The following is a 24,173-nucleotide window of genomic DNA, read 5'->3' as shown; positions in this document are numbered from 1 at the left end:
CGTGTCCCGCCCACAGTTCGGCCTGATCGCGGACGTGCTCGGGGGCGTCCCGATTGGGGTGCTCCCGCCACTTGGCCTGCACTACGAGCTCCGCTTCCAGGCGTGCGACCCGCTCGTCAACCTGCGCGATGGCATCTGTCCTGGTCAGCATGGGCAACATGGCGATGGACGCGTTGAGCATGTCCGCGTCGTGGGTGCGCCGCAGACCGTCGCGGACCAGTTCGACCATCTCGTCACGTCCCCGAGCTGTCGCGCGGTACAGAACGCGCTCCGGCCCAGAGTTGCCCCGCTCGGCGTGTTCGGTGAGGAGGCCATCAGCCGCCGCCTTCTTCAGCGCGTGATAAATCGAGCCGGGCTTGATCTTGGCCCAACTCTCCGCACCCCAGCTCTGCAGTTCGGACCGCACCTGGTAACCATGCGCGCCGCCGGAGAGGTGCACGATACCGAGTACCAGGAGCTTCGTGGCCGACGTGCGCCCACCTCCGCTCAACCCTCTCGTCTCGATCGCGAGCTTTCCCATGGGTTCGATTCCTTCTCCCGGTGTTGCGAACGGATTGGTAGAGACTAGTCCAGTTTGACTACTTGGCCAGTAGTACACGAGGAGGAAACATCTAGTCAAGGTTGATTAGGTGCGCATCTTGAGGTGATCGGGGACCGTTCGCCACGAACCCGGATCATCGGCCATGGTGTAGGCGCCCTCAGACAGTCGTTTGCTCAGGCTCTTCGCCCACTCCAGTTCGGTGCGTGCGTGTCCCGCCCACACTTCGGCCTGATCGCGGACGTGCTCGGGGGCGTCCCGATTGGGGTGCTCCCGCCACTTGGCCTGCACTACGAGCTCCGCTTGCGCGCCCGCCAGGGTGGTGTCAACTCCCACCAACACCAGGGTGCCCTCCTGGTCCGGGTGGTGTCAGCACTGACCTGCACACGGTGCCAGACGTTCGGCGGGGAGGCTCCCGGCAGCTGCGGGGTTGACGGACCGCGGTGTGCAGTGTGCAATATTTTGCATGCCGGTTCCTGGCCGTGACGGCCTGCTCGCGACGTCGCTGCTGCGCGACCGCGCCTACACCGCGATCCGCGACGCGATCGTCGACGGCACGCTCGCTCCGGGAGAGAAGCTCGTCGACGCCGAGCTGTCGTCGTGGCTCGGCGTCAGCCGCACCCCGATCCGGGAGGCACTGGGCCGGCTCGAACGCTCCGGGCTGGTGCTCACGAGGCCGGGGCACTCGACCGTCGTCAGCCCGGTGCGGGCCCGCGAGACGGCGGCGGCGCAGTCGGTCGTCGCCGCCATGCACGAGCTCGCGACCCGGGAGGCCGTCCCGTTGCTCTCGGCAGCCGATCTCGACGCCATGCGCGTCGCCAACGCCTGCTTCGCCGAGGCATTGCGCGACAACGACATCGACGCCGCCGTCCAGGCCGACGACGACTTCCACGGGGTCGCCGTCGCGGCCTCGGGCAACGGTGCGGTCCGCGCCGTGCTGGACCAGTTCGGTCCGGTGCTGCGCCGCGTCGAACGGATGCGGTTCGGCTCGCTCGCGGGCCGCGGTTCGGTCGCCCAGCACGATCGGATCGTCGAGCTCTGCGCCGCGGGCGACGTCGGTGGCGCGGCGGCCGCCGCCCGCGAGAACTGGCTCACCCTGGCCGCCCTCGTCGACACCCTGGAGGACTGATGGCGCTCTCCGACTTCCCGCGTCACCCCCTGCTCTTCGGCCCCAGCCCGGTCCATCCGCTGGAGCGTCTCACCGCGCATCTGGGCGGCGCGAAGGTCTGGGCCAAGCGCGAGGACTGCAACTCCGGTCTCGCGTACGGCGGCAACAAGACCCGCAAGCTGGAGTACCTCGTCCCCGACGCGCTGGCGGCGGGCGCGACGCACCTCGTCTCCATCGGTGGGGTGCAGTCCAACCACACCCGGCAGGTGGCGGCGGTCGCGGCGAAGCTCGGCCTCACGGCGCGGCTCGTGCAGGAGAGCTGGGTCGACTGGCCCGACGCCGTGAACGACCGCGTCGGCAACATCCTGTTGTCGCGCATCATGGGCGCGGAGGTCGAGCTGGTCGAGGCGGGCTTCGGTATCGGGTTCAAGTCCAGCTGGGAGCAGGCCCTCGACGACGTCCGCTCCCAGGGCGGGGTGCCCTACGCGATCCCGGCGGGGGCGTCGGACCACCCGTTGGGTGGGCTCGGGTTCGCGGGCTGGGCCGACGAGGTGGCCGCGCAGGAGCAGGAGCTGGGGGTCTTCTTCGACACGATCGTCGTCTGCAGTGTCACGGGCTCCACGCAGGCCGGGATGATCGCCGGGTTCGCGGGGCAGGACCGGCCGCGTCGCGTGCTGGGTATCGACGCCTCGGCGAAGCGGGAGGAGACGCACGCCCAGGTCGCGAAGATCGCCCGGAACACGGCGGCGACGATCGGGCTGGGCCGCGACCTGCGTGACGACGAGATCGTCGTCCTCGAGGGGTGGGCCGGCGACGAGTACGGCGTCCCGGTGCAGTCGACGCTGGACGCGATCCGGCTCACCGGCTCGCTGGAAGGCGTGATCATCGACCCGGTGTACGAGGGCAAGTCGATGGCCGGGCTGATCGACCTCGTCCGCTCCGGGGAGATCGGCAAGGACTCGAACGTGCTGTACGCGCACCTCGGCGGCCAACCGGCGATCAACGCCTACAGCGCCCTGTTCCGCAACTGACAGACCGCGCGCAACCTCAGCGCTGCCGGCGGGCGCAGAAACAGCAGTGAGGTTGCGCGCGGATGGTGGGCCGCAACCTCAGCGCTCCGGGTCGGGCGCACGGCAGCAGTGAGGTTGCGCGCGGATGTTGGGCCGGGAGCTCAGCGGCCGCGGTCGGCCTGCAGGCGGGCGACGACCTCGTCGTCCCAGCGGTGCGTGCGCATCAGCCGGTAGCGGTGGCACGCGAGCTGGAGGAAGGCCTCGGCGTCGGTGCGGTCGCCGATGAGGTCGGCCTGTCGCAGCATCCGGACGACGGGCATGAACTCCTCGGCCCACCAGCGCCGGGAGACGGTGGCGCGGTCGAGGAAGCGGTTCTCGTGCTGCATCAGCCGGAACCCCCACGCCTCCACGGTCTCCGACAGCTCGGCGTAGCTCCAGGGGTCGCGGACCTCGATGGAGTCGAGCGCGGCACCGGTGAGCGGGACGCGTTCGAGGAAGACACGTCGCAGGTCCTTGGTGATGAGGTCGCCGCGGTGGACGAGCCCGTCGGGGGCGATGCGCGTCGTGACCTCGGTGACCCTCGCCTCGATCGACCGCAGCCCGAGGGCGTGGGCGACCGAGACACGGTGGTGGCCGTCGCGGACGAAGTGCAGCCCGCCGACGCGGTAGACGTCGATGGGCGGGATGGTCTCGCCACGGCGCTGGGCGCGGGCGAGGCGTTCCCAGCGTTCACGGGTGCGCTGGTTGCGGGGGCGGAAGCGGCGGTCGAAGTCGCCGGTGCGGTCGACGGAGCCGACGATGGAGTCGAGGTCGATGACGCGCAGCCCGAGGCGGCGTTCGCCGGTGCGGCCGAGCGCGGCGACGACCTCGTCGAAGGGGAGGATCTCGGAGACGTCGTCGGGTTCGCGGCGCAGCCACGTGGCGAGCCGGGAGAGGACGGCGCGGCGCCGGACGCGCAGGAAGTCGTACTCGGCGTCGACCTGGCCGAACCCTGTCTCCATGGCGTCAGAGCTCCAGGACCTTGCGGCCGACGACGTTGACCACGCGCGTCGTGCCGATCCGGCGGTCGGGCACGGGTTGGCCGTGCGGGTGGATGTGTCCGTGCAGCAGGATGCGGGGGCGCAGGGCGGCGACGACGTCGTGGAGGCAGTCGAAGCCGTGGTGGGGGCGGTCCTCGCGGTCGCCGCAGGAGCGGGGTGGGGCGTGGGTGAGCAGGATGTCGACGGCTCGGCCGTCGCGGCGGCGGAGCCTGCGGGCGGCGCGGACGAGGCGGCGGGCGCGGCGGGCCTGTTCGGCCTGGGTCCACTGGTTGGGGCCGGGCCGGTAGCGCACGGATCCGCCGAGTCCGGCGATGCGCAGCCCGGCGACGTCGACGACGCGGCCGTCGGCGTCGACGTATCCGGCGGGGCCGGGCCAGGGGCAGGGCAGTCCGGCGCGGGTCCACATGCCGCGGTGCCGGCGGTAGCCGGTCAGGTCGGCGTCGTGGTTGCCGGGGACGAGGACGCCGGGCCGGTCGGTGCGGTCGCAGAGCTCGGCGAGGTAGTCGAAGGGGAGGTCGCCCGCGGCGACGACGACGTCCACGCCGAGGCGCCGGACCGCGTCGGTGCGCAGACCGGCGACCTCTTCGTCGCTGACCGCCAGTGCTCTGACCATCACCCGCAAGCGTAGAGCGGCGCGTCCGGTCGGCGTCGCAGCCGTCGGTACGTCAGGATGCGGGCGTGGCCGGATCCGGGAGTTCGCGGGCGGTGGACGCGTCGTCGGTCGCGAAGGCGTTCGACGCGCACGCCCGCAGCTACGACAAGCTCGTCGGCGCCAACCCCGGGTACCACGAGCATCTGCGGTTGTCGGCGAAGCGGATGGGGTTGAAGGGCAGCGGGTTGCGGCTGCTCGACCTGGGGTGCGGGACGGGGGCGTCGACGGCGGCGTTGCTCGACGCGTACCCGGGTTCGCAGGTGACGGCGGTGGACGCGTCGGCGGAGATGCTGGGGCAGGCGCGGCGCAAGAACTGGCCGCCGGGGGTGCGGTTCGTGCACTCGCGGATGGAGGACCTCGACCGGGCGGGCGTGCAGGGGCCGTTCGACGGCATCCTGGCTGCCTATCTGGTGCGCAATTTGAAGGACCGCGACGCGGGGCTCGCCCGGATGCTGGAGCTGTTGGCGCCGGGGGCGCCGGTGGCGGTGCACGAGTACTCGGTGCGGGACTCGGCGCGCAGCAGGCTGAAGTGGAACCTGGTGTGCGCCATGGTGATCATCCCGATGGGCACGCTGCGCACGGGGTCGGGGGACATCTACCGGTACCTGAGGCGCAGCGTGGTGGAGTTCGACGGGGTGACGACGTTCTCGGAGCGGCTGAGCCGCGCCGGGTTCGAGGACATCCGGGTGCAGACGATGGACGGCTGGCAGACCCACGTCGTGCACACGTTCCTGGGACGCCGGCCAGGGCTCGCCGCCGACGACCCGCTGCTCGATCCCGAGGTCGCCGAGGTGGAGACGCCGCCGGACGGTGTGCCGGTCGTTTAGGAGGTCCGGACCGCGTAGCGGCGTTCGGCGTAGTCGATGTCGTCGCGCCACAGCCGGCGCGCCGTGTGTTCCATGAGGGGCCTGACGACGCCGGCGACGCGGCGTGCGTGGCGGAACCCGGCCCGGTCGGAGCTGGCGATCGTCGCCTCGATCACCGCGGTGCGGGGCAGGCCGTCGGGGCCGGGGCGCAGGGGCGTCGCGTGGGTCTCGACGACGCTGCCGGTGCCCTCGCCGTCGACGATCTCCATGGTGACGGTCCGCGGGTCGGGGCAGGTGAACGCGGCGTGCACGGGCACCCCCCACCTCCGCGACACCCGGAAGGTCACCTCGACGAGAAAGCGGTCCTGCGCGGGCGGGCAGTCGCGCGGTGGCGCCGAGACCACGCGCAGCGACGCGAACGAGTACGGGTGCAGCCACGCCCCGTGCCAGGGGTCGAGCCGGTTGGCGACGACGTCCTGCGGCTCGCAGCGTCCGACGACGGTCGCGACCGCGGAGAGCGAACCGGTGAGAGGCGGCCGCGGCCCGAGGAACGGGGCGTCGGACGGGGAGGTGCCGGGCAGCTGTACCCAGGCGAGGACGCCGTCGTCGTGGGCCGGGTAGGTGCGCCATCCGGGACGCCCACCGGGTGGCAGCGCCAGCCCGTGCCAGCGGCAGACGAGCGCGCCGTCGTGGACGGGGGCGTCGCACAGCGCGGCGCCGAGGTGCGGGCACGCTCCCGGCCCGGCGTGCAGGGTTCCGTCGTCGTCACGCCACGCGACGACCTCGCGACCGTCGACGATCCGCCCGAACGCCCGCCCGCGCGTCACCTCACGGCTGCCGGCGAGCACGAACCAGCCACCACCCGGCCGGTCGAGCGCGCGGTGCAGCGCAGCGTCGATGAGCGCGGGGGAGGCCTCCCGCCAGGCGGGCTCCTGCCGCTCCCACGCCGGTGTGCGCAGCCGCCGCAGCGGGTTGGTCGGCCGGTCCTTCACCTGCGCGAGGCTAGCGCCGCCCCGCACGCGGCGCGCCCCGACGGAGGCAGGACCCTACAACCAGCCGTTCTTGCGGAAGTTGCGGTAGAGCGTGCCGCAGATCAGCCCGATCAGGATGATCACCATCGGGTAGCCGAAGTTCCAGTGCAGCTCGGGCATCGCGTCGAAGTTCATGCCGTAGATGCCCGCGATCATCGTCGGCACCGAGATCAGGCCGGCGTAGGCGGTGATCTTCCGCATGTCGTTGTTCTGCCGCATGCTGATCCGGGCGAGCATGGCGTCGACCAGCGTCGTCAGGATCTCGTTGAAGCCCGCGACGCGTTCGGCGACCGTCGACAGGTGGTCGTCGACGTTGCGGAAGTACGACCGCACCTCGTGCGGCACGAGCGACGAGTAGCCCTCGGTGAGCTTGCGCATGGGCGCGACCAGCGGCATCACTGCGCGGCGGAGCTCGAGGACCTCGCGCTTCATGACGTAGATCTGTTCGGCGTCCATCGTCGAGCGCGGGGTGAAGACCTCCGCCTCCATCTCGTCGATGTCGTCCTCGATGGCTTCGGTGACCTCGAGGTAGGCGTCGACGACGTGGTCGGTGATGGCGTGCAGCACCGACGCCGGGCCGAGGGCGAGCTGCTCGGGGTCGGCCTCCAGCTTGTGCCGCACGTCGCGCAGCCCGGAGTGGCGGCCGTGGCGGACGGTGATGACGAAGTCGCGGCCCACGAAGACCATGACCTCGCCGGTCTCGACGAGCTCGTTGGCGGTGGTGGGCTCGGCGTGCCCGACGTAGCAGACCGTCTTGAGCACCATGAACAACGTGTCGTCGTAGCGTTCGAGCTTGGGCCGCTGGTGGGCGTTGACCGCGTCCTCGACGGCGAGCTCGTGGAGGCCGAAGGTCTCGGCGATACCGTTGATCTGCTCGTCGGACGGCTCGTGCAGGCCGATCCAGACGAAGCCCTCACCGCGGCGGCGGACCTCGTCGATGGCGGCGTCGTGCGCCCACCGGCCCTCGACCCGCGTGCCGTCGACGTACACCGCGCAGTCGACGACGTAGGCCGACATGGGGACCCGCAGCTTCTTGGGCAGCGTCGTCGGCAGCCTGCCGCCCAGCCGGTTGCGGGCGCTCGCACGGATCACGGGGCGGATCGAGGACAGCGGCGGCATGGGAACCTCCAGGCCTGGCGAGGCGCAGGGCGGTGTCGCCGTCGATCGTCGACGGGCGGGCCCTGCACGGGACACGACGTGACTCGCGTCCCAGTCGGGCGGCCGTGGCCGGCTCAGCCGACCTGCGAGCGCCTGTCCACGGGGACGCGGCAACTACTACAACCGGGTGCCGTCGGCACCGCGCCCACCTCCTCCCCGCTGCTCCGCATGTGTGACGAAAGCGGCCGGCCGAGGGCCGGACCAGCGCTGTTCCGCGAGTTAGATTACCCGTCCACCTTGTTACTCGGCACTGGAGGCGGGGACGTTGCAGTTCGGTCGGTACTTCGAGGAATTCGAGGTCGGGGCGGTCTACAAGCACTGGCCGGGCAAAACGGTCACGGAGTACGACGACCACCTGTTCTGCCTCATCACGATGAACCACCACCCGCTCCACATGGACGTGAACTACGCGGAGGAGACGACCGACTTCGGCAAGAACGTCGTCGTCGGCAACTACGTGTACTCGCTGCTGCTGGGCATGTCGGTGGCCGACGTCTCGGGGAAGGCGATCGCCAACCTCGAGGTCGAGTCGCTCAAGCACACCAAGCCGACGTTCCACGGCGACACCATCTACGGCGAGACCCGCGTCCTCGACAAGACCGAGTCGAAGTCGAAGGACGACCGGGGCGTCGTGTACGTCGAGACGATCGGCTACAAGCAGGACGGCACCGTCGTGTGCACGTTCCGGCGCAAGGTGATGGTCCCGAAGCGCAAGTACGGCGAGACCCGTGGCGGCGAGCAGCCGGGCCGCCCGACGCCTCAGGTCTGAGCGGGCAGCACGCCCCAGCCGGCCAGCGTCTCGGTCAACCCGTCGACGAGCGGCAGCGCCGCGTACTCGGTGGCGTCGACCCAGCGGACGTCGGCGGCGTCGTCGCCGGCGCGCAGGGTGCCGCCGACCGCACGGGCGGAGTAGTCCGCGATGGCGTAGTGCCCACGGACCACCCGGCCCACGAGCGGACCGGGCTCGACCACGAGCCCGGTCTCCTCGGCCAGCTCCCTGACCAGCGCTTCCGTGTCGGTCTCGCCCGCCTCGACGTGGCCGCCCGGCACCGACCACAGCCCGGCACCGGGCTCGTTGGCCCGTTTGACGAGGAGCAATCGGCCATCGGTGTCATGGACGATTGCACCCACACAGGGCACGTGTCGGCTACGTTCGGTCATCGAATGGAACGGTACGCTGCCCTTTGTGGCCGGTACCTCACAGCCCGAGGCGCCGGTACAAATGATCAGGTCAGCGCAACTCGTGCCGGAACGGTGGTACTGGTGAACGTCAAGAAGATCGTCGGCATCCTCGCCATCGCTCTTGTGATCTTCTTCATCATCACGTCGCCGTCGGGGGCGGCAGGCTTCCTGTCGAACCTCGGCAGCATCCTCAGCAACGCGGCGACCTCGGTCATCTCCTTCTTCCAGCAGCTGTTCTGATCCCGTGCTCGCGCCCCGGGAGATCGACGAGTACCTGCTCCCCACGGAGCGGCGGGTCATCCGTGTGCGCCAGCACTGGGCGGTGATGAGCAAGCACATCCTGCAGACGGGGCTGTTCCTGGCCCTGATGATCGTCATCCAGGTCAACGTCCCGAAGAGCGTCATCCTCGACAACCTGACGTTCTACCTGTCGCTGGTGGCGCTGCTGCGCTTCACGGTGCTCACGATGCTGTGGTGGATCGAGCGGATCGTCATCACCGACAAGCGTGTGATGCTGGCGCAGGGGATCATCGTCCACAACGTCGGCATGATGCCGCTGGGCAAGGTCACCGACCTGACGTTCCGGCGCACGCTCGCGGGCCGCACCCTGGGCTACGGGACGATGGTCGTCGAGTCCGCCGGCCAGATCCAGGCGCTCAACAAGATCGACTACATGCCGCGGCCCGAGGAGATCTACGAGGCCCTCTCCGAGCTCGTCTTCGGGGAGAAGGGCAAGACCCGCGCGACGGGCATGCTGTCCAAGCCGCGGTGGCGTCGCTGACCGGTCCCGGCCGAGCGGCGGGGACGTCGGGGACGAGCGCGGGATAGCGTCGGGCGGTGCCCCGCATCGACCTGCACTCCCACACCAACACCTCCGACGGCACCGACACACCCGAGGAGCTGGTCGCGACGGCCGCGGCCGCCGGCGTCGACGTCCTGGCCCTCACCGACCACGACACGACGGGTGGCTGGGACCGCGCCGCCGCCGTACTGCCCACGGGTATGCGGCTGGTCCGCGGCGCGGAGTTCTCCTGCGTGTCCGACGACGGGCGCGGCGGCCGGGTGTCGGTGCACCTGCTGGGCTACCTGTTCGACCCCGCCCATCCCGCGATCGCCGCGGAACAGGAACGGCTGCGCGGCGAGCGCGTCGAGCGGTTGCGCGCCATGACGGCGAAGATGGCCGACGCGGGCTATCCCGTCGACACCGAGAAGGTGTTCTCGTTCCTGCCCGCGGGTGCGACGGCGGGCCGGCCGCATCTCGCGCGGGCGCTCGTCGCGGCGGGGGTCGTCGGGTCGGTCGACCAGGCCTTCGCCGAGCTCCTCTACACCGGAAGCCCGTTCTACGTGCCCAAGGCCGACACCCCGGTCACGCGGGCCGTCGAGATGATCGCCGACGCGGGCGGGGTCAGCGTCTTCGCGCACCCGTTGGCGCGCAAGCGGGGCCGGGTCGTCGAACCGTCCGTCATCGCGGACCTGGCCGCGGCCGGGCTCACCGGTGTCGAGGTCGACCACCGCGACCACGCCCCCGACGACCGCGCCCTGCTGCGCGGCCTCGCCGCCGAGACCGGGCTGGTCATGACCGGGTCCAGCGACTACCACGGCACCAACAAGACGATCCCGATCGCCGCCGAGACCACCGACCCCGAGCAGTTCGAGGCCCTCGTCGCGAAGGCGGACGGTGTCGAGGTGCTCACGGGCTGACGTGCTCACGGGCGGACACGACCCCCGCGCTACCGTGGCGCGCATGGGTGCGGACACCGGGCAGCTCGGGTTCGACCTCGGCGTCGACGTCCGCCCCCTGCCCCGCGCCACCCCCGCCCGGCTCGCGAACTGGGAGAGCTGCCCACGCCGGTTCCGGATGGCCTACCTCGACCGGCCCGCACCCACCCGCGGCGGCGCATGGGCCCACCACACCCTCGGCGCCGTCGTCCACCTCGCACTGCGGGCCCTGTTCGACCTGCCCGCCCGCGCCCGCACCCCCGACGCCGCGCAGGCGCTGCTCGACCGCAACTGGTCGGCCGAGGGCTACCGCGACCGCGCCCAGTCCGACCGCTACCGGGCCGCCGCCCGCGGCTGGCTCGCCGCGTACACCGCCGACCACGAGCTCGACGACCCCACGGCCGCCCCTGCGGGCGTCGAACGCTGGGTGTCGGAGACCGTCGGCACGGGGGAGCGGCGGCTCGTCGCCGAGGGGCGGGTCGACCGCATCGACACCCGCGGCGGCGAGGCCGTCGTCGTCGACTACAAGACCGGCAGGCACGTCCCCACCGACGACGACGCCCGCGACTCCCGCGCGCTCGCCCTCTACGCCGCCGCCACCGGCGCGGCCCTGCACCGGCCCTGCCGCCGCGTCGAGCTCCACCACGTGCCGACGGGCCACGTCGCCGTCTTCGAGCACGACGCCGCCACTTTCGGCGCCCACCTCGACCGGGCCCACACGCTGGCGACGGAGGCCGACGACGCCGCCGAGGCCCTCGCCGGCGGCGGTGACCCGGACGCGCTGTTCCCGCCCCGCACCTCGCCGGGCTGCACCACCTGCGACGTGCGCCGGCACTGCCCCGAGGGCCGCGCCGCCGCCCCCGCCGCGCAGCCGTGGGCGTTCCTGCGTGACCCGCCAGGTGCCTCATGACCCGCCCGGCTACCTCGGGGCGGTTCCTGCGCGGCCTGTCCGGCATCGCGGCGGGTGGGCTCGTCGCCCTTTTCGTGGTGCTGCTCGTCGGCTGGACGCTCACCACCCGCACCGGCTCGGCCGGGCCGGGGACCGGGATGCTCGTCGGGCACGGCCTCGCCGCGGTGGCCGCCGTCGTCGCCCAGGTGGTGGCCGACCGACGCCGCGACGGCGTCGCAACGCTCTGCTCGCTCGGCATCCTGGCGCTGGCGATCGTCGTGCTGTGCGGCTACTGGCTCTTCTGACTCCGACCGGCCTGGCAGGCGCGGCCCCGAGAACGCCGCCGAGCTCGACACCGGACTGGTTCGATCATGGTCGGGACCAGTCTCCTGTCGAACTCGGCGCGACACAGGGTCAGGCCGGGCGCAGCGCCACCAGGTCCGGGCCGCGCTGTTCCAGCAGCACCGACCCCGCCACCGCCGGCTGCACCGCACCCGCGAACCCACCACGGTCGACGGCGATCGTCCGGGGCACCGCGCCGGTGACCGGGTCGACCACCGCCAGCCCGCCCGGCACCGGCACGAGAACCGCGTCGCCGTAGCGCACACCCGGGCCCTGGGTGCCCGGCAACGTCCAGACGGGCTGCAGGTCGGCCCGGCCGAGCGCGACCGTCGCCGACCCCGTCCACCAGTAGATGCGCCGGTCGTCCGACGTCGTCGCCGCCACCCCGCCCGGGGGAGGCGCGGCCAGGTCGGCGTCCGGCACGGCGAGCGGCGTCGCCGACAGCACCCCACCCTGCCCGTCGACGACCTCCAGCCGGGCCGGGCCGGGCCGGGCGACGGCCACCCGGTCGCCCGCCGCCGCGACCACCTGGCCGTGCGCGCCGGGCTGCAACGCCGAGAACACCACCTCGGGCGACGTCGCGTCGGACCCGCCGTCGGGGGCGATGACCGTCAGCCGGTCCTGGTCCTCCCCGGGGCAGCGTTCGAGGATCGCGAGCCGGCCCTGCGTGATCGCGAACGAGTCGAGCGAGCAGTCGGGGTAGGGCTGGCGGCCCGGCTGGTCGGGGGTGTCGACGGTGCCGAACTCCGTCGTCTTCACCAGGTCGGACCGCAGGACCTGCAGGTAGCGCGACCCGGTGAGCGCGACGAGGGTGCCCGAGTCGAGCAGCCGCGTGCCGGGCAGCGCCTTCGGGTTGCTGTAGACGCGGCGCGCGCCCGTCGCCGGCACCAGCACCGTCAGCTCGCTGCACGCGTCGCCCGACCCGTTGCGGTACAGGGCCATGACCTGCCCGAACCCGGTCGCGGCGGTGCAGATCGTGTCGTCGCGGGTGTAGCTCCAGTGGATGTCGCCCGTGGCCGCGTCGCGGCCCGCCACCTCACCGTCGGCCGCCGTGACGACGGCCGGGCCGGCGACGAGCGGCACCGGGGTGCCCTGGCTCGCTGCCCGCCACGTCTCGGCGAACGCCGCGGGCGGGGACGTCTGCGACAGCGGCGGCGGCGGGAACGACCCGGTGGGCGCGGTCACCGACCGGGTCGTCGCGGCCGCGCTCGTCCGCCAGAACAGGACGCCGCCCGCGACGAGGGCGACCGCCAGGACGACGGCCACCACCACGTCGGCGCGACGCCACCTCTCCGGGCGGACCGAGCTCCGAGCGCGCAGCACCCCGGGAGACTACGACCGTCAGCTGGCGGCGGCGTCCGGGGCCGACTCGCCCTCGGCGCCACCGGCGCCACGACGGCGGGCGCCACCCCGGCGACGACGGCGGCGCGGCTTCGCGCCCTCGCCCGCGTCGTCGGAGACGGACGAGGAGTCCGGGCCGGTCGTCGGCGCGGCGCTGACCGGGGCCCCGGCAGCCGGAGCCGCCTCGCCCCCGACCGTCACGCCGCCCCGGGTGCGGGTGCGGCTGCGCGAACGCCGCTGACGGCGCTCGGCAGGACCGTCGTTGCGGTCACGCCCGCTACGGCGACGACCCCCGGAGCCCTGGTGGTCGCCCTCGGTGTCGACGTACTCCGCGTCGAGACCCGCCCGCGTCCGCTTGGACAGCGGCAGCCGCCCCGTCGCGTCGGTGGGGATCTCGAGGTCGGTGTAGAGATGGTCGGACGTCGAGTAGGTCTCGACCGGCTCGTCGATGCCCAGGCCGAGGTCGTCGCTGACCATCTTCCAGCGCGGCATCTCGTCCCAGTCGACCAGCGTGACCGCCACGCCCTCCTTGCCGGCGCGGCCGGTACGGCCGATCCGGTGGACGTAGGTCTTCGAGTCCTCGGGGCACTGGTAGTTGACGACGTGCGTCACGTCGGTGACGTCGATGCCGCGCGCGGCGACGTCGGTGGCGACGAGGACGTCGACCTTGCCTGAGCGGAACGCGCGCAGCGCCTGCTCACGGGCACCCTGGCCGAGATCGCCGTGGACGGCCGCGGCGGCGAACCCGCGCTCGGCGAGGTCGTCGGCGACGCGCTGCACGGTGCGCTTGGTGCGGGCGAAGATCATCGTCAGGCCGCGGTCCTTGGACTGCAGGACGCGGGTGAGGAGCTCGACCTTGTCCATCGCGTGGGCGCGGTAGACGAGCTGCTTGGTGCGCTCGTGGATGGAACCCTGGTCGGACTCCTCGGCGCGGATGTGGGTCGGACGGTTCAGGAACGCCCGCGACAGCGCGATGATCGGGCCCGGCATCGTGGCCGAGAACAGCATCGTCTGCCGCTCCTCGGGGAGCATGCGCAGGATGCGCTCGACGTCGGGCAGGAAGCCCAGGTCGAGCATCTCGTCGGCCTCGTCGAGGACCAGCATTCCGACGCGGCCCAGCACCAGGTGGCGCTGCTCGGCCAGGTCGAGGAGCCGGCCCGGGGTGCCCACGACCACGTCGACGCCCTTGCGCAGCGCGTTGAGCTGCGGCTCGTAGGCGCGACCGCCGTAGATGGCGGTGACGCGGACGCCCAGGTGCTTGCCGGCGTCGGCGATGTCCTGGGCGACCTGTACGCACAGCTCACGCGTGGGGACGACGACGAGGGCCTGCGGGACGTCCTTGGCCCGGTCGGCCGTCTCGCCCTCGGCGGTGGCGGCGGGCCGCTCCGACGGGGGGACGATGCGCTGCAGCAGCGGGACGCCGAAGCCGAGCGTCTTGCCGGTGCCGGTGCGGGCCTGACCGATCAGGTCCTCGCCCGCCAGCGCCAGCGGGAGGGTGAGCTCCTGGATCGCGAAGGTGCGTTCGATGCCGGCCTCGGCCAGCGCCTGCACGATCTGGGGGCGGACACCCAGCTCGGCGAAGGTGGGGGAGTCGGACCGGACCGGGGCGCCCGCCTGGAGGGGGTGCGCCTCCTCGGCAGGCTGCTCGACGTCGGTCTCGGCCGGGACAGCGGCCTCGGGGCCGGCGGTCTCGGGGTTGTCGGTGGAGTTGTCGTTCGGAACTGACAGGGGGATCGCCTCTCTCCGCGCACAGGAGCCGTTCTCGGTTCGTCGACCACCGGCGTCGGGGACGCTCGGGCGGGAGAACCGGACGAGGCGCTGCACGCACCATGTCGTTCGACGGGTCGGCTCCGTGAAAGTCGGCTCCGCCGGGTCGGGCGCGCACCCGGGAAAAGGTCTGGAACGTCGTGCAGGGCGCTGCGCTGGCCACATCATACCTGCTCGCACCCCGTCACCACGAGCGCGGACACGCCGACGACGACGTGAGCCTCACCGCTGCCTGCGCGGCCGCACCGGGCACGGACCGCGGACACTAGGGTTGGCGACCATGGTGGGTGAGACGGCGGACGCGCCGGGCGACGCTCCGGTCGACGCATCCGGGGCGCGACCTCCCCAGGCCACGGTCGACCTCCTCGGGGTCCTGGCCTACGGGGAGCTGTCGGCGTTCGACCGGCTCGCCGAGGACGCCCGGTCCGCGCCCACCCTCGGGGGTCGTGCCGCGCTGTCGGCCATGGCCGCCGCCGAGATGGGCCACTACAAGCTGCTCGAGGAGTACCTCGTCGGCCACGGCGTGCCCGTCGAGGACGCGATGGCGCCGTTCGTCGTCCCGTTCGACTCCTACAACGCGACGACCGCGCCCCGCACCTGGCTGGAGTCGCTGGTCAAGGCCTATGTCGGCGACGGGCTGGCCGCCGACTTCTACCGCGAGGTCGCCGGCTGGGTCGACCCGCGCACGAGCGAGCTGGTCCAGCGCGTCCTCGCGGACACCGGGCACAGCGCGTTCGCCGAACGCGAGGTCAAAGCCGCCTGCGCGCAGAACCGGCAGGTCCGCGACCGGCTCGCGCTGTGGGGCCGGCGGCTGCTCGGCGAGGCCGTCACCCAGGCCCAGCACATCGTCGCCGAGCGGGACGAACTGGCCGACTTCATCGTCCGCGGCTCCGGCGACCTCGCCGGCATCGCGGCGCTCATCAAGCGCGTCCAGTCCAACCACGGCAAGCGGATGGCGAACCTCGGCCTGTCGTGAGCGCGATCTCGAGCCGGAGATCACCGTGTTCGCCGTGGGCGGACGTGCCGCCGCCTCCTGCCCGGCGACGCTCGACTAGCCTGGGCCGCGCCGGGCCCCCGGAGTCTTCCGGTCCGTGGGTGCGGCAGCCATACGACTACTCGTGACCTGGAGGTCTCCGGTGGAGGTCAAGATCGGCATCGCGGAGAGCCCGCGGGAGCTCGTGGTGTCCAGCGACCAGACCCCGGAGGAGGTCGAGTCGCTGGTCCGCGACGCGCTGAAGTCCGACGACGGGCTCGTCAGCCTGGTCGACGACAAGGGCAGCCGGTTCGTGGTGCCCGCCGCGCGCATCTCCTACATCGAGATCGCGCCGGCCGACGTCCGCAAGGTCGGGTTCGGCGTCGGCAGCTGACACGTCGCAACGCTCGTCGCGGGCCCGGCAGGTGAACTGCCGGGCCCGCGATGTGTCCGGAGGTCCCCGGGTGGCCTCGGCTCAGCTCTCGACGGCTCAGCTCTCGACGGCTCAGCTCTCGACATCGACGACGGGCAGCCCGAACGGCGGGGTGCCGATGCCGGTGACCCGGTAGCGGCCCCAGGCGTCGACGTCACCGACCCGGGCCCGCGACCGGCCCTGCGGCGTGGTCAGGACCGCGTCGGCGGCGCGGTGGCCCAGCGCCTCGGCGAGATCGTCGCCGGTGAGCCGGCCGAACCAGTGCATCCGGCCGTCAAGGGGTTCGTGGCGGGAGTCGAGCAACGCCTGGACCGGCAGTTCCCGGTCCCCGACCGTGAGGGTGGCGGGGCCGCGGTAGCCGTCGTCGTCGTGGCTGGCGTCGTGAGTGCTCATCGGTGAACCTCTCCGGCAGTGGGCGGGTCGGGGACGGCGCGCAGCGCGCTGGTGCCGGGGCGCGGGGCCCGGTCGGCGGCGTCGCCCATGTCCACACCAGATGAGTCGTTTTCCGGGGAAACTGTGTTTCGTTCCTCGAGCGCCGCCGAGATGCCGCCCCAGATGAGGCTGGTCAGGTACGCGGTGACGGTGGCGCGGCTCATCGTGCGGCGCTCCAGCCACCAGTCGCCCGCGTTCTGCACCATGCCGACGAGACCGTGCGCCCACACCTCGGCGCCACCGGAGTCGCGGCCCGCGGCGCGCAGCCGCTCGCCGATCAGGATCGCGAGGAGCCGGGCGATCTGTTCACGGGCGTCGTCGACGATCTCGGCGCCGGCGTCGCGCTCGGCCGCGCCACCGGTGAGGTTGTGCACGACGAACCGCCACAGCTGCGGCTCGTCCTCGATGCCGGCGAGGAACGCGTCGACGACGGCGGCGACCTGCTCGCGGGGCGCCAGCTCGGCCGACAGTGCCGGGGCCATGCGTTCCATCAGCATCTCGACGGCGTGCTGCCCGACGGCGCGCTGCAGGTCGGCGCGGTCGTCGAAGTAGCGGTAGAGCACGGGTTTGGTGATGCCCGCCCGTGCGGCGATGTCCGCGACGGAGACGCCGGCTCCGTGGGTCCGCACGGCCTCGACGGCGGCGGTGACCATCTCGGTCCGCCGCCGGGCGCGTCGCTCCTCCTTGCTGGGCGGGACGGACTTGCTGGGCGGGACGGACTTGCTGGGCGGGACGGACGGGGGCTCCGGCTTGACAGGAGGCTCGGGGTCAGGCACGTTACCAGTGGTAACAGTTACCGGGGGTAACAGCAAGGGAGAGGGGTGGCATGTCACGCACGATCCCCGCAGGCAGCCGGGTCCTGATCACCGGCGCCGCAGGCGGCTTCGGCGCACCCACCGCCGCCCGGCTGCGCGACGCGGGCGCCCACGTCATCGGCCTCGACCGCGAGCCCGGCGACGGCGTGCTGGCCTGCGACATCACCGACGACGCCGCGGTCGACCGCGCCGTCTCCGCCGCCGTCGACCGCCTCGGCGGCCTCGACGCCGTCGCCCACTACGCCGGCATCGGCATCCCCAACGACGCCGGCGGCCCGCTGCAGCCCGACGCCATGCGCGTCATCGACGTCAACCTCCTCGGCGCCTGGCGGGTCACCGCCGCCGCCCTGCCCGCCCTCCAGGCCTCCCGCGCGCAGCGCGGTGGTTCCCGCGCCCGGGTCGTCTTCGTCGCCAGCGAGCTCGCCTACCTCACGCTGCCGTTCGTCTCGGCCTACAGCGTCGCCAAGCGCGGCATGACCGCCTACGCCGACGCCCTGCGCCTCGAGTACGGCACCGAGCTGCACGTCACCACCGTCTACCCCGGCTACGTCCGCACCCCCATCCACGACGCCGGCCGCGCGGTCGGGCTCGCCCTCGAAGGACAGGTCCGCCGCGAGGAGGTCGACGACATCGTCGGCACCGTCCTGCGCGTCCTCGGCGCGAAGCGGCCGCCCCGCGACACCGCCGGCACCCTCGCCGGGCAGGTCGAGCTCTGGGCAGGCCGCCACCTCCCGGGACTCGTCTCGTCCGGGGTCGCCCGCACGCTCCGGGCCCGGGCCGCCTCCGGCCACTACGACTCGTCGCCCCTCGCCGCCGGTCTCGTCCGCAGGCTCACCGGGCGGGACATCCTGTCCACCATTGCGGAGCCCACCCAGGAGAGGAGTCCCCGATGACCCGTGTCACCGACCGCGAGGCCGGCGCCGACCGGCTCCTGCGCTCCTCGCTCGACCACTCCTACGAACCCACGATCGACATCGACTGGGACGCACCGCTCGTCGACGGCGCGTGGGGCCTGCCCGAGCACCGCGTCTCCCTCTACGGCACCGAGCTGTGGGAGGAGCTCACCGAGCAACCGCGCCGCACCCTGTCGATCCACGAGGTCTGCAGCGTCGCCCGCATCGGCCTCTGGTTCGAGATCATCCTCATGCAGATGCTGCTGCGCTACGCCTACGACCGCGACCCCCGCCGCAGCCACATCCAGTACGCGCTCACCGAGATCGCCGACGAGTGCCGGCACTCGATCATGTTCGCGCGCATGACCGAGCGCTACGGCGTGCCCGACTACGCCCCCACCGGCCTCACCCACGAGCTCGGTCGCCTCTTCAAGACCATCGGCTACGGGCCCGCCATGTTCGCCGGAACCCTGTTCGTCGAGGAGATCCTCGACCAGCTGCAGCGCGAGGCCATGAAGGACGAGACCGTCCAGCCGCTCACCCGCGCCGTCAACACGATCCACGTGACGGAGGAGGCGCGCCACGTCCGGTACGCCCGCGACGAGCTCATCCGGATCATGCCGCAGGTCAACGGCGCCCAGAAGCAGATCGGCCGCTACCTGACATCACGGATCGCGTTCGTGGTCGCGCGCAACCTCATCCACGCCGACGTCTACGCGAGCGTCGGCATCGACCCGAAGGTCGGCAAGGCCGCCGCCCTCGCCAACCCCCACCACCGCGAGACGCTGCGCTGGTCCGCCCGCAAGCTCGTCCCGTTCCTGCGCGAGCAGGGGCTCATCGGCGGACCGTCGGAGATCCTGTGGCGCAAGGCGCACCTCGTATGAGCTCGCTGCACGTCGAGGTCTCCGGGCCCGCCGACGGCTCCGCGGACTCCGGGGTCACCGTCGTCATGGCCCACGGCTGGACCCTCGACTCGCGGACCTGGGCGCCGGTGGCCGACCGGCTGCCCCGCGACGTCCGGGTGCTGCGCTACGACCACCGCGGCCACGGCCGCTCCGCCGCCTGCGACCCGTCGACCATGACGATCGACCAGCTCGCCGACGACATGGCCGAGCTGATCACCGACCGCGCACCCGACGGGCCCCTCGTGCTCGCCGGACACTCCATGGGCGGCATGACGATCATGGCCCTCGCCGAACGGCACCCCGCCCTGGTCGCCTCGCGCGTCGCCGGCGTCGCGCTCGTCGCCACCGCGAGCGGCGGGCTCACCGAGAAGGCCTTCGGCCTCGGCCCCGACGCCCTCGCCCGGGTCGGCGCCGTCGAACAGCGCCTCTACCGGTCGCGGCGCTGGACCGGCCGCGAGCACCTCAGCGGCGTCCCCGCCCTCCTCGGCCCCGGGCTCCGCTGGCTGCTGCTGGGGGAGCACCCCTCGCGGGAAGCCGTCCGCCTCACCACGCGCACCATCGCCGACTGCCGCCCCGCCACCGTCTCCGGCTTCCGCCCGACGCTCGACGCCCACGAACGCGACGCCGCCCTCGCCGCCTTCGCGACGATCCCCACCGCCGTGCTGGCAGGCTCGCGCGACAGGCTCACCCCGCTGCGGCTGGCCCGTCGCATCCGCGAGGGCCTCCCGTCGGCGGAGCTCACGATCTTCCCGGGCGCGGGCCACATGCTGCCCGTCGAGCGGGCCGCGGGGACGGCCGAACGCATCACCGCACTGGTCGCCGCCGCCACCCGCCACACCCACGCCGCCTGACCCACTGCGCCCGGCGCTCCCCGGGGGGACGTCCCCGACCCGAGCGCAACCCCACTGCTGTGCTGACGCTGCTCGGGCAGCAGTGCGGTTGCGCGCCGACTATCGGCCGCAACCTCACGGTCGTGAACGCGCGTGGGAGCAGCAGTGCGGTTGCGCGCGGACTATCGGCCGCAACCTCACCGTCGTGAACGCGCGTGGGAGCAGCAGTGAGGTTGCGCGCGGACTACCGCGCGGGGTCAGTCGTGGATCAGCGGGAAACCGGCGAGGCCCTTCCAGGCCAGAGCCGACATCAGGTCGATCGCTTCCTCGCGCGGTACCGACTGCTGGGAGTCGAGCCAGTACTGCGCCGTCACCTGGCTCAACCCCACGAGGCCGACGGCCAGCAGGCGGGCGCGGGCGTCGTCGAGTCCGGCGTCCTCGGTGACGACTTCGGCGACAGCGTCGATGCAGCGGGTCAGCGCCCCGTCGACGACGGCGGCGGCCTCGGGTTCGCGGCGCAGGTCGGACTCGAAGACGAGCCGGTAGCCCTGCCCTTCGCCGGCGACGAAGTCGAAGTAGGCCTTCACCGCGGCGTGGACGCGTTCGCGGTTGTCGTGGGTGGCGGCGATGGCGCCGCGGACGGAGTCGACCAGCTCGTCGGCGTAGGTGGTGAGCAGCGCCCGGTAGAGCTCGAGCTTGCCGGGGAAGTGCTGGTAGAGCACCGGCTTGCTGACGCCTGCCCGCTCGGCGATGTCGTCCATGGCGGCGGCGTGGTAGCCCTGGGCGGCGAAGACGTCGCGCGCGGCGAGCAGGAGCTGCGCCCGCCGGGCACTGCGGGACAACCTCGCCCCGCGGTGGACCGATGTCTCCGTCATGGCGCGGAGCTTACCCGCCGGTAGCCACGATCAGGCGACGTGGGTTGATCACACCGGCCGGTCGGTGGAGCTGCGGAACGTGCGTAGCCGCAGGCTGTTGGTGACCACGAATACGGAGCTGAACGCCATTGCGGCACCGGCGATCATGGGGTTGAGCAGGCCCGCGGCGGCGACGGGGACGGCGGCGACGTTGTAGGCGAACGCCCAGAAGAGGTTGCCGCGGATCGTCGAGAGGGTGCGGCGGGCGAGTCGGACGGCGTCGACGGCGGCGAGCAGGTCGCCGCGGACGAGGGTGAGGTCGCTCGCCTCGATGGCGACGTCGGTGCCGGTGCCCATGGCGAGGCTGAGGTCGGCGGTGGCGAGGGCGGCGGCGTCGTTGACGCCGTCGCCGATCATGGCGACGACCTTGCCCTCCCCCTGGAGCCGGGTGACGACGGCGACCTTGTCCTCGGGCATGACGTCGGCGATGACGTCGTCGGGGTCGATGCCGACGCGTTCGGCGACGGTGCGGGCGGCGGCGCCGTTGTCGCCGGTGAGGAGCATGGGGCGCAGGCCGAGCGCGCGGAGCCGGCGGATGGCGTCGGCGCTGGTGGGCTTGATGCCGTCGGCGACGGTGAGGACGGCGCGGGCGTGGCCGTCCCAGGCGACGACGACGGCGGTGTGCCCGGCGTTCTCGGCCTTCTCGCGGGCCTCGATCAGCGAGGCGGGCAGCTCGATGTCGTGGTTGGCGAGGAGGGCGGGGCGGCCGACGAGGACGGCGTGGGCGACGACGCGGTTGTCGACGAGTTCGGACACGACGCCGCGGACGCCGAGGCCGTGGACGGCTTCGAACTCGGAGACGCCGGGGAGTCCGGCGCCGTCGGCGGCGCGGGCGGCGTCGGCGATGGCGCGGGCGATGGGGTGTTCGGAGCCGTCCTCGACGGCGCCGGCCATGCGGAGGGCTTCGTCGGGGTCCTCGCCGTCGGCGACGTGGGTGTCGACGAGCTCCATGCGGCCGGTGGTGACGGTGCCGGTCTTGTCGAGGACGACGGTGTCGACGCGGCGGGTGGACTCGAGGACCTCGGGGCCCTTGATGAGGACGCCGAGCTGGGCGCCGCGGCCGGTGCCGACGAGCAGCGCGGTGGGTGTGGCGAGCCCGAGGGCGCAGGGGCAGGCGATGATCAGGACGGCGACGGCGGCGGTGAACGCGGCGGCGACGCCTTCGCCGGTGCCGATCCAGAACCCGAGGGTGGCGACGGCGAGCGCGATGACGACGGGCACGAACACCGAGGAGACGCGGTCGGCGAGGCGTTGGACGGCGGCCTTTCCGGTTTGTGCGTCCTCGACAAGCTTGGCCATCTGGGCGAGCCGGGTGTCGGCGCCGACGCGGGTGACGGCGACGACGAGCCGCCCGGAGGTGTTGACGCAGCCGCCGACGACGGCGGAGCCGGGCTGTACGTCGACGGGGACGGGTTCGCCGGTGAGCATGGAGGCGTCGACGGCGGAGGTGCCGTCTTCGACGGTGCCGTCGGTGGCGATCTTCTCGCCGGGGCGGACGACGAACCGGTCGCCGACGGCGAGTGCGGCGACGGGGATGCGTTCCTCGACGCCGTCGCGCAGGACGGCGACGTCCTTGGCGCCCATCTCGAGCAGGGCGCGCAGGGCGGCGCCGGCGGCGCGTTTGGAGCGGGCCTCGGCGTAGCGGCCGGCGAGGACGAAGACGGTGACGCCGGCAGCGACCTCGAGGTAGATCTGGCCGGCGCCGCCGCCGCGGGAGACGGCGAGGGTGAAGGGGTGGACCATGCCGGGGATGCCGGCGGTGCCCCAGACCAGGGCGTACACGGACCAGGCGAGTGCGGCGAGGGTGCCGACGGACACGAGGGTGTCCATGGTGGCGGCGCCGTGGCGGAGGTTGACCCAGGCGGCGCGGTGGAAGGGCCACGCGCCCCAGACGACGACGGGTGCGGTGAGCACGAGGGCGAGCCACTGCCAGTAGGTGAACTGGAACGCGGGCACCATCGACACGACGACGACGGGCACGGCGAGCACGGCGCTGACGAGCAGCCGGTGCCGTAGTGAGGCGGTCGGGTCGATCTCGTCGGTGGGCGCGGGAGTCTCGGAGGGGGCGGCCGGCGGCGGGGGCAGCGTGGCGGTGTAGCCGGCGGCCTCGACCGTCGCGACCAGTGCTTCGGGCTCGACCCCCGCGGGGTATTCGACGTGCGCCTTCTCAGTCGCGTAGTTCACCGAGGCGACGACGCCGTCCATCTTGTTGAGCTTGCGTTCGACGCGGTTGGCGCACGACGCGCAGGTCATGCCGCCGATGGCGAGTTCGATGCGCAGCGCCTCGGGCGCGACGGTGACGGCGGCGCCCGGCGACTCGGGGGTCAGGGTGCTCATCAGCGGCTCCCTTCCGGTGTGGAGACGGAGAACTCGGCGGTGCGGGTGACGCCGCCGTGGACGAACTCCACGAACAGGCGGTAGGACCCGGCGGACGGGACGTCGACGGTGAAGGCGGTGCCGGGCCCGGCGCGGTCGGCGGGCCCGGGTGTCGACGAGGTGATGGGTTGGACCCGCAGGTAGGCGAGGTCGCCCTGGCGCAGGACGGCGAGGTGGCCGAACGCGCCGAGGTAGGGCTGCAGGTCGAGGACGGGCGCCCCGTTGCGGCTGACCGTCGCGTAGATCTGCGACTGGGTGCCGGGGACGAGGTTGCCGTCGAGGCGGACCTGGTAGCCGTCGACGTCGAAGGTGCGCGAGTCGGCGAACCGGAACGGGGTGAAGTCGCCCTGCACGAACAGGTCGGTGCCCAGGACGAGCGGGGGGCCGTCGGTGGGGGCGAAGTCGGCGTAGGCGCGCCAGATTCCGCCGCCGGGGAGGGTGAGCGGGGCGCGCCAGACGCCGTCGGCGCCGAGGGCGGGTTGCAGGTGCTGGAAGCCGGCGGCGTCGCGGCGGACGACGGCGACCTGCATGGGGCCGTGGTGGGCGTCGGCGTAGGAGGTGACGGGCCGGCCGTCGGGGCCGGTGATCGTGAAGGCCAGCTCGCCGGGTCGGCCGAGGCCGAACGTCGTGTTCTGGACGGCGAAGGTGTAGCCGGCCTGGGTGGCCGAGAGGCCGAGCGACTCGACAGTGGCGACCGGGTCCTGGCCGGTGGGGCCGCGGTCGGGGACGCCGGGGGCGGTGGCGCCGGCGCCGCCGTGGTCGTGCTCGGAGGCGTGGTTCGGGTCGGAACCGGGCGTGGTCGGGCCGGCCGGCTGCGCCGAGGCTGCGTCGGTGACCGGGCCGACCGCGACGCCGGTGGCCCACGCGCCGGTGAACAGCAGGATGAGGACCGCGGCGTACGCGGCCAGCCGTCCTGCGGTGCTCATCTGGTTCCTTCCGCCGGTTTCTGTCTCCTGCAACGCGGCGACCCCACCGACGATGACCCGTCGGTCGCTGTGCGGTCGCTCTCGCGAGGCCGA

28 protein-coding genes are annotated in these 24,173 nt (G+C 72.8%); 14 read left to right on the top strand and 14 right to left on the bottom strand.

Features of this window, described 5'->3' with window-relative positions:
- Together PSU4_RS22425 and PSU4_RS22420 are read right to left on the bottom strand one after the other, a co-directional pair.
- Positions 1 to 520, bottom strand: a 520-nt coding sequence (locus PSU4_RS22425) for a PadR family transcriptional regulator (protein ID WP_147111931.1), incomplete at its 3' end; no start/stop codon positions are given.
- A gap of 105 nt (positions 521 to 625) precedes the next feature.
- Entirely contained in the window at positions 626 to 874 is a 249-nt protein-coding gene (locus tag PSU4_RS22420; RefSeq protein WP_147111928.1) for a hypothetical protein, read from the bottom strand.
- Positions 875 to 1,004: 130 nt separating this feature from the next.
- Here PSU4_RS22420 and PSU4_RS22415 point away from each other — a divergent pair, with 130 nt between their 5' ends.
- Both PSU4_RS22415 and PSU4_RS22410 read left to right on the top strand, forming a co-directional pair.
- On the top strand, positions 1,005 to 1,667 hold the full coding sequence (locus tag PSU4_RS22415) for a GntR family transcriptional regulator (protein WP_147111925.1): 663 nt from the start codon (positions 1,005 to 1,007) through the stop codon (positions 1,665 to 1,667).
- Positions 1,667 to 2,677, top strand: coding sequence for a 1-aminocyclopropane-1-carboxylate deaminase (locus PSU4_RS22410; protein ID WP_147111922.1), 1,011 nt, complete (start codon positions 1,667 to 1,669; stop codon positions 2,675 to 2,677). The genes PSU4_RS22415 and PSU4_RS22410 overlap by 1 nt, the downstream gene beginning before the upstream one ends.
- Positions 2,678 to 2,817: 140 nt before the next feature.
- Here PSU4_RS22410 and PSU4_RS22405 read toward each other — a convergent pair whose 3' ends face one another.
- The gene (locus tag PSU4_RS22405) at positions 2,818 to 3,657 is read right to left on the bottom strand and encodes a ParB N-terminal domain-containing protein (protein ID WP_147111919.1); all 840 of its coding nucleotides are present in this window, start codon (positions 3,655 to 3,657) and stop codon (positions 2,818 to 2,820) included.
- Positions 3,658 to 3,661: 4 nt separating this feature from the next.
- A complete protein-coding gene (locus tag PSU4_RS22400; RefSeq protein ID WP_147111916.1) occupies positions 3,662 to 4,309 on the bottom strand; it encodes a metallophosphoesterase family protein in 648 nt (215 codons plus the stop codon).
- A gap of 65 nt (positions 4,310 to 4,374) precedes the next feature.
- Between PSU4_RS22400 and PSU4_RS22395 the strand changes: the two genes are divergently transcribed.
- Positions 4,375 to 5,175: a class I SAM-dependent methyltransferase gene (locus PSU4_RS22395; RefSeq protein WP_246115278.1), complete on the top strand. Its 801-nt coding sequence runs from the start codon at positions 4,375 to 4,377 to the stop codon at positions 5,173 to 5,175.
- On the opposite strand, the gene PSU4_RS22390 is transcribed toward PSU4_RS22395, so the two are convergent.
- Positions 5,172 to 6,146 carry a DUF5914 domain-containing protein gene (locus PSU4_RS22390; protein ID WP_147111913.1) on the bottom strand — a complete coding sequence of 325 codons (975 nt, stop codon included), beginning with the start codon at positions 6,144 to 6,146 and terminating at the stop codon, positions 5,172 to 5,174. The genes PSU4_RS22395 and PSU4_RS22390 overlap by 4 nt on opposite strands.
- Before the next feature lie 54 nt (positions 6,147 to 6,200).
- On the bottom strand, positions 6,201 to 7,304 hold the full coding sequence (gene corA, locus PSU4_RS22385) for a magnesium/cobalt transporter CorA (protein WP_147111910.1): 1,104 nt from the start codon (positions 7,302 to 7,304) through the stop codon (positions 6,201 to 6,203).
- 304 nt (positions 7,305 to 7,608) lie between these two features.
- On the opposite strand from corA, the gene PSU4_RS22380 reads away from it, so the two are divergent.
- Entirely contained in the window at positions 7,609 to 8,112 is a 504-nt protein-coding gene (locus tag PSU4_RS22380) for a MaoC family dehydratase (protein WP_147111907.1), read from the top strand.
- On the opposite strand, the gene PSU4_RS22375 is transcribed toward PSU4_RS22380, so the two are convergent.
- On the bottom strand, positions 8,103 to 8,504 hold the full coding sequence (locus PSU4_RS22375) for an NUDIX hydrolase (protein ID WP_147111904.1): 402 nt from the start codon (positions 8,502 to 8,504) through the stop codon (positions 8,103 to 8,105). The genes PSU4_RS22380 and PSU4_RS22375 overlap by 10 nt on opposite strands.
- A 102-nt stretch (positions 8,505 to 8,606) precedes the next feature.
- On the opposite strand from PSU4_RS22375, the gene PSU4_RS31485 reads away from it, so the two are divergent.
- The 5 genes from PSU4_RS31485 to PSU4_RS22355 are packed head-to-tail and all read left to right on the top strand — an operon-like array spanning position 8,607 to position 11,438.
- Positions 8,607 to 8,765 carry a hypothetical protein gene (locus PSU4_RS31485; protein WP_186817122.1) on the top strand — a complete coding sequence of 53 codons (159 nt, stop codon included), beginning with the start codon at positions 8,607 to 8,609 and terminating at the stop codon, positions 8,763 to 8,765.
- Between the two features lie 4 nt (positions 8,766 to 8,769).
- Positions 8,770 to 9,306 (top strand): PH domain-containing protein, encoded by a 537-nt coding sequence (locus tag PSU4_RS22370; protein ID WP_147111902.1) that lies wholly within the window; start codon positions 8,770 to 8,772, stop codon positions 9,304 to 9,306.
- Between the two features lie 56 nt (positions 9,307 to 9,362).
- A complete protein-coding gene (locus PSU4_RS22365; protein WP_147111899.1) occupies positions 9,363 to 10,226 on the top strand; it encodes a PHP domain-containing protein in 864 nt (287 codons plus the stop codon).
- Between the two features lie 43 nt (positions 10,227 to 10,269).
- A complete protein-coding gene (locus PSU4_RS22360; protein WP_147111896.1) occupies positions 10,270 to 11,154 on the top strand; it encodes a RecB family exonuclease in 885 nt (294 codons plus the stop codon).
- Complete coding sequence (locus tag PSU4_RS22355) at positions 11,151 to 11,438, top strand: hypothetical protein (RefSeq protein WP_147111894.1); 288 nt, start codon at positions 11,151 to 11,153, stop codon at positions 11,436 to 11,438. Before PSU4_RS22360 ends, PSU4_RS22355 begins: the two co-directional genes overlap by 4 nt.
- 109 nt (positions 11,439 to 11,547) lie before the next feature.
- On the opposite strand, the gene PSU4_RS22350 is transcribed toward PSU4_RS22355, so the two are convergent.
- Positions 11,548 to 12,798: an Rv3212 family protein gene (locus tag PSU4_RS22350; protein WP_147111891.1), complete on the bottom strand. Its 1,251-nt coding sequence runs from the start codon at positions 12,796 to 12,798 to the stop codon at positions 11,548 to 11,550.
- Positions 12,799 to 12,816: 18 nt separating this feature from the next.
- Positions 12,817 to 14,550: a DEAD/DEAH box helicase gene (locus tag PSU4_RS22345; RefSeq protein ID WP_147111937.1), complete on the bottom strand. Its 1,734-nt coding sequence runs from the start codon at positions 14,548 to 14,550 to the stop codon at positions 12,817 to 12,819.
- Positions 14,551 to 14,863: 313 nt separating this feature from the next.
- On the opposite strand from PSU4_RS22345, the gene PSU4_RS22340 reads away from it, so the two are divergent.
- Both PSU4_RS22340 and PSU4_RS22335 read left to right on the top strand, forming a co-directional pair.
- Positions 14,864 to 15,559: a ferritin-like fold-containing protein gene (locus PSU4_RS22340; RefSeq protein WP_147111889.1), complete on the top strand. Its 696-nt coding sequence runs from the start codon at positions 14,864 to 14,866 to the stop codon at positions 15,557 to 15,559.
- Positions 15,560 to 15,719: 160 nt separating this feature from the next.
- Positions 15,720 to 15,950, top strand: coding sequence for a DUF3107 domain-containing protein (locus PSU4_RS22335; RefSeq protein ID WP_147111886.1), 231 nt, complete (start codon positions 15,720 to 15,722; stop codon positions 15,948 to 15,950).
- 111 nt (positions 15,951 to 16,061) lie between these two features.
- On the opposite strand, the gene PSU4_RS22330 is transcribed toward PSU4_RS22335, so the two are convergent.
- Together PSU4_RS22330 and PSU4_RS22325 are read right to left on the bottom strand one after the other, a co-directional pair.
- Complete coding sequence (locus PSU4_RS22330; protein WP_147111882.1) at positions 16,062 to 16,382, bottom strand: DUF4873 domain-containing protein; 321 nt, start codon at positions 16,380 to 16,382, stop codon at positions 16,062 to 16,064.
- Entirely contained in the window at positions 16,379 to 17,197 is an 819-nt protein-coding gene (locus PSU4_RS22325) for a TetR family transcriptional regulator (protein WP_147111878.1), read from the bottom strand. The genes PSU4_RS22330 and PSU4_RS22325 overlap by 4 nt, the downstream gene beginning before the upstream one ends.
- Positions 17,198 to 17,247: 50 nt before the next feature.
- Between PSU4_RS22325 and PSU4_RS22320 the strand changes: the two genes are divergently transcribed.
- Genes PSU4_RS22320 through PSU4_RS22310 form a run of 3 tightly spaced genes read left to right on the top strand, consistent with a single transcriptional unit; the run spans position 17,248 to position 19,885 of the window.
- Positions 17,248 to 18,129: an SDR family NAD(P)-dependent oxidoreductase gene (locus tag PSU4_RS22320; protein WP_147111875.1), complete on the top strand. Its 882-nt coding sequence runs from the start codon at positions 17,248 to 17,250 to the stop codon at positions 18,127 to 18,129.
- Positions 18,126 to 19,013, top strand: a complete 888-nt coding sequence (locus tag PSU4_RS22315) for an AurF N-oxygenase family protein (protein ID WP_147111873.1) — start codon at positions 18,126 to 18,128, stop codon at positions 19,011 to 19,013. Before PSU4_RS22320 ends, PSU4_RS22315 begins: the two co-directional genes overlap by 4 nt.
- Positions 19,010 to 19,885 (top strand): alpha/beta fold hydrolase, encoded by an 876-nt coding sequence (locus PSU4_RS22310; protein ID WP_147111870.1) that lies wholly within the window; start codon positions 19,010 to 19,012, stop codon positions 19,883 to 19,885. Before PSU4_RS22315 ends, PSU4_RS22310 begins: the two co-directional genes overlap by 4 nt.
- 236 nt (positions 19,886 to 20,121) lie before the next feature.
- Here the strand turns inward: PSU4_RS22310 and PSU4_RS22305 are convergent, their stop codons facing one another.
- From PSU4_RS22305 to PSU4_RS22295, 3 genes are read right to left on the bottom strand one after another with little or no spacing between them, the layout of a single operon-like run.
- On the bottom strand, positions 20,122 to 20,739 hold the full coding sequence (locus PSU4_RS22305) for a TetR/AcrR family transcriptional regulator (protein ID WP_147111867.1): 618 nt from the start codon (positions 20,737 to 20,739) through the stop codon (positions 20,122 to 20,124).
- 48 nt (positions 20,740 to 20,787) lie between these two features.
- A complete protein-coding gene (locus tag PSU4_RS22300) occupies positions 20,788 to 23,115 on the bottom strand; it encodes a heavy metal translocating P-type ATPase (protein ID WP_147111864.1) in 2,328 nt (775 codons plus the stop codon).
- On the bottom strand, positions 23,115 to 24,080 hold the full coding sequence (locus PSU4_RS22295) for a DUF8832 domain-containing protein (protein WP_147111861.1): 966 nt from the start codon (positions 24,078 to 24,080) through the stop codon (positions 23,115 to 23,117). The genes PSU4_RS22300 and PSU4_RS22295 overlap by 1 nt, the downstream gene beginning before the upstream one ends.
- Positions 24,081 to 24,173 lie beyond the last annotated feature (93 nt).

The organism is Pseudonocardia sulfidoxydans NBRC 16205, assembly GCF_007989085.1.
Lineage (GTDB): Bacteria > Actinomycetota > Actinomycetes > Mycobacteriales > Pseudonocardiaceae > Pseudonocardia > Pseudonocardia sulfidoxydans.
The sequence above is the reverse complement of the archived record's forward strand: the minus strand, read 5'-3'. Positions and strand labels throughout refer to the sequence as shown.

Coding starts and splice junctions, on each gene's coding strand:
- PSU4_RS22400 (WP_147111916.1), bottom strand. CDS start 4,309: ATGGTCAGAGCACTGGCGGTCAGCGACGAAGAGGTCGCCGGTCTGCGC.
- PSU4_RS22410 (WP_147111922.1), top strand. CDS start 1,667: ATGGCGCTCTCCGACTTCCCGCGTCACCCCCTGCTCTTCGGCCCCAGC.
- PSU4_RS22360 (WP_147111896.1), top strand. CDS start 10,270: ATGGGTGCGGACACCGGGCAGCTCGGGTTCGACCTCGGCGTCGACGTC.
- PSU4_RS22295 (WP_147111861.1), bottom strand. CDS start 24,080: ATGAGCACCGCAGGACGGCTGGCCGCGTACGCCGCGGTCCTCATCCTG.
- PSU4_RS22315 (WP_147111873.1), top strand. CDS start 18,126: ATGACCCGTGTCACCGACCGCGAGGCCGGCGCCGACCGGCTCCTGCGC.
- PSU4_RS22300 (WP_147111864.1), bottom strand. CDS start 23,115: ATGAGCACCCTGACCCCCGAGTCGCCGGGCGCCGCCGTCACCGTCGCG.
- PSU4_RS22330 (WP_147111882.1), bottom strand. CDS start 16,382: ATGAGCACTCACGACGCCAGCCACGACGACGACGGCTACCGCGGCCCC.
- PSU4_RS22415 (WP_147111925.1), top strand. CDS start 1,005: ATGCCGGTTCCTGGCCGTGACGGCCTGCTCGCGACGTCGCTGCTGCGC.
- PSU4_RS22340 (WP_147111889.1), top strand. CDS start 14,864: ATGGTGGGTGAGACGGCGGACGCGCCGGGCGACGCTCCGGTCGACGCA.
- corA (WP_147111910.1), bottom strand. CDS start 7,304: ATGCCGCCGCTGTCCTCGATCCGCCCCGTGATCCGTGCGAGCGCCCGC.
- PSU4_RS22310 (WP_147111870.1), top strand. CDS start 19,010: ATGAGCTCGCTGCACGTCGAGGTCTCCGGGCCCGCCGACGGCTCCGCG.
- PSU4_RS22305 (WP_147111867.1), bottom strand. CDS start 20,739: ATGACGGAGACATCGGTCCACCGCGGGGCGAGGTTGTCCCGCAGTGCC.
- PSU4_RS22320 (WP_147111875.1), top strand. CDS start 17,248: ATGTCACGCACGATCCCCGCAGGCAGCCGGGTCCTGATCACCGGCGCC.
- PSU4_RS22355 (WP_147111894.1), top strand. CDS start 11,151: ATGACCCGCCCGGCTACCTCGGGGCGGTTCCTGCGCGGCCTGTCCGGC.
- PSU4_RS22405 (WP_147111919.1), bottom strand. CDS start 3,657: ATGGAGACAGGGTTCGGCCAGGTCGACGCCGAGTACGACTTCCTGCGC.
- PSU4_RS22375 (WP_147111904.1), bottom strand. CDS start 8,504: ATGACCGAACGTAGCCGACACGTGCCCTGTGTGGGTGCAATCGTCCAT.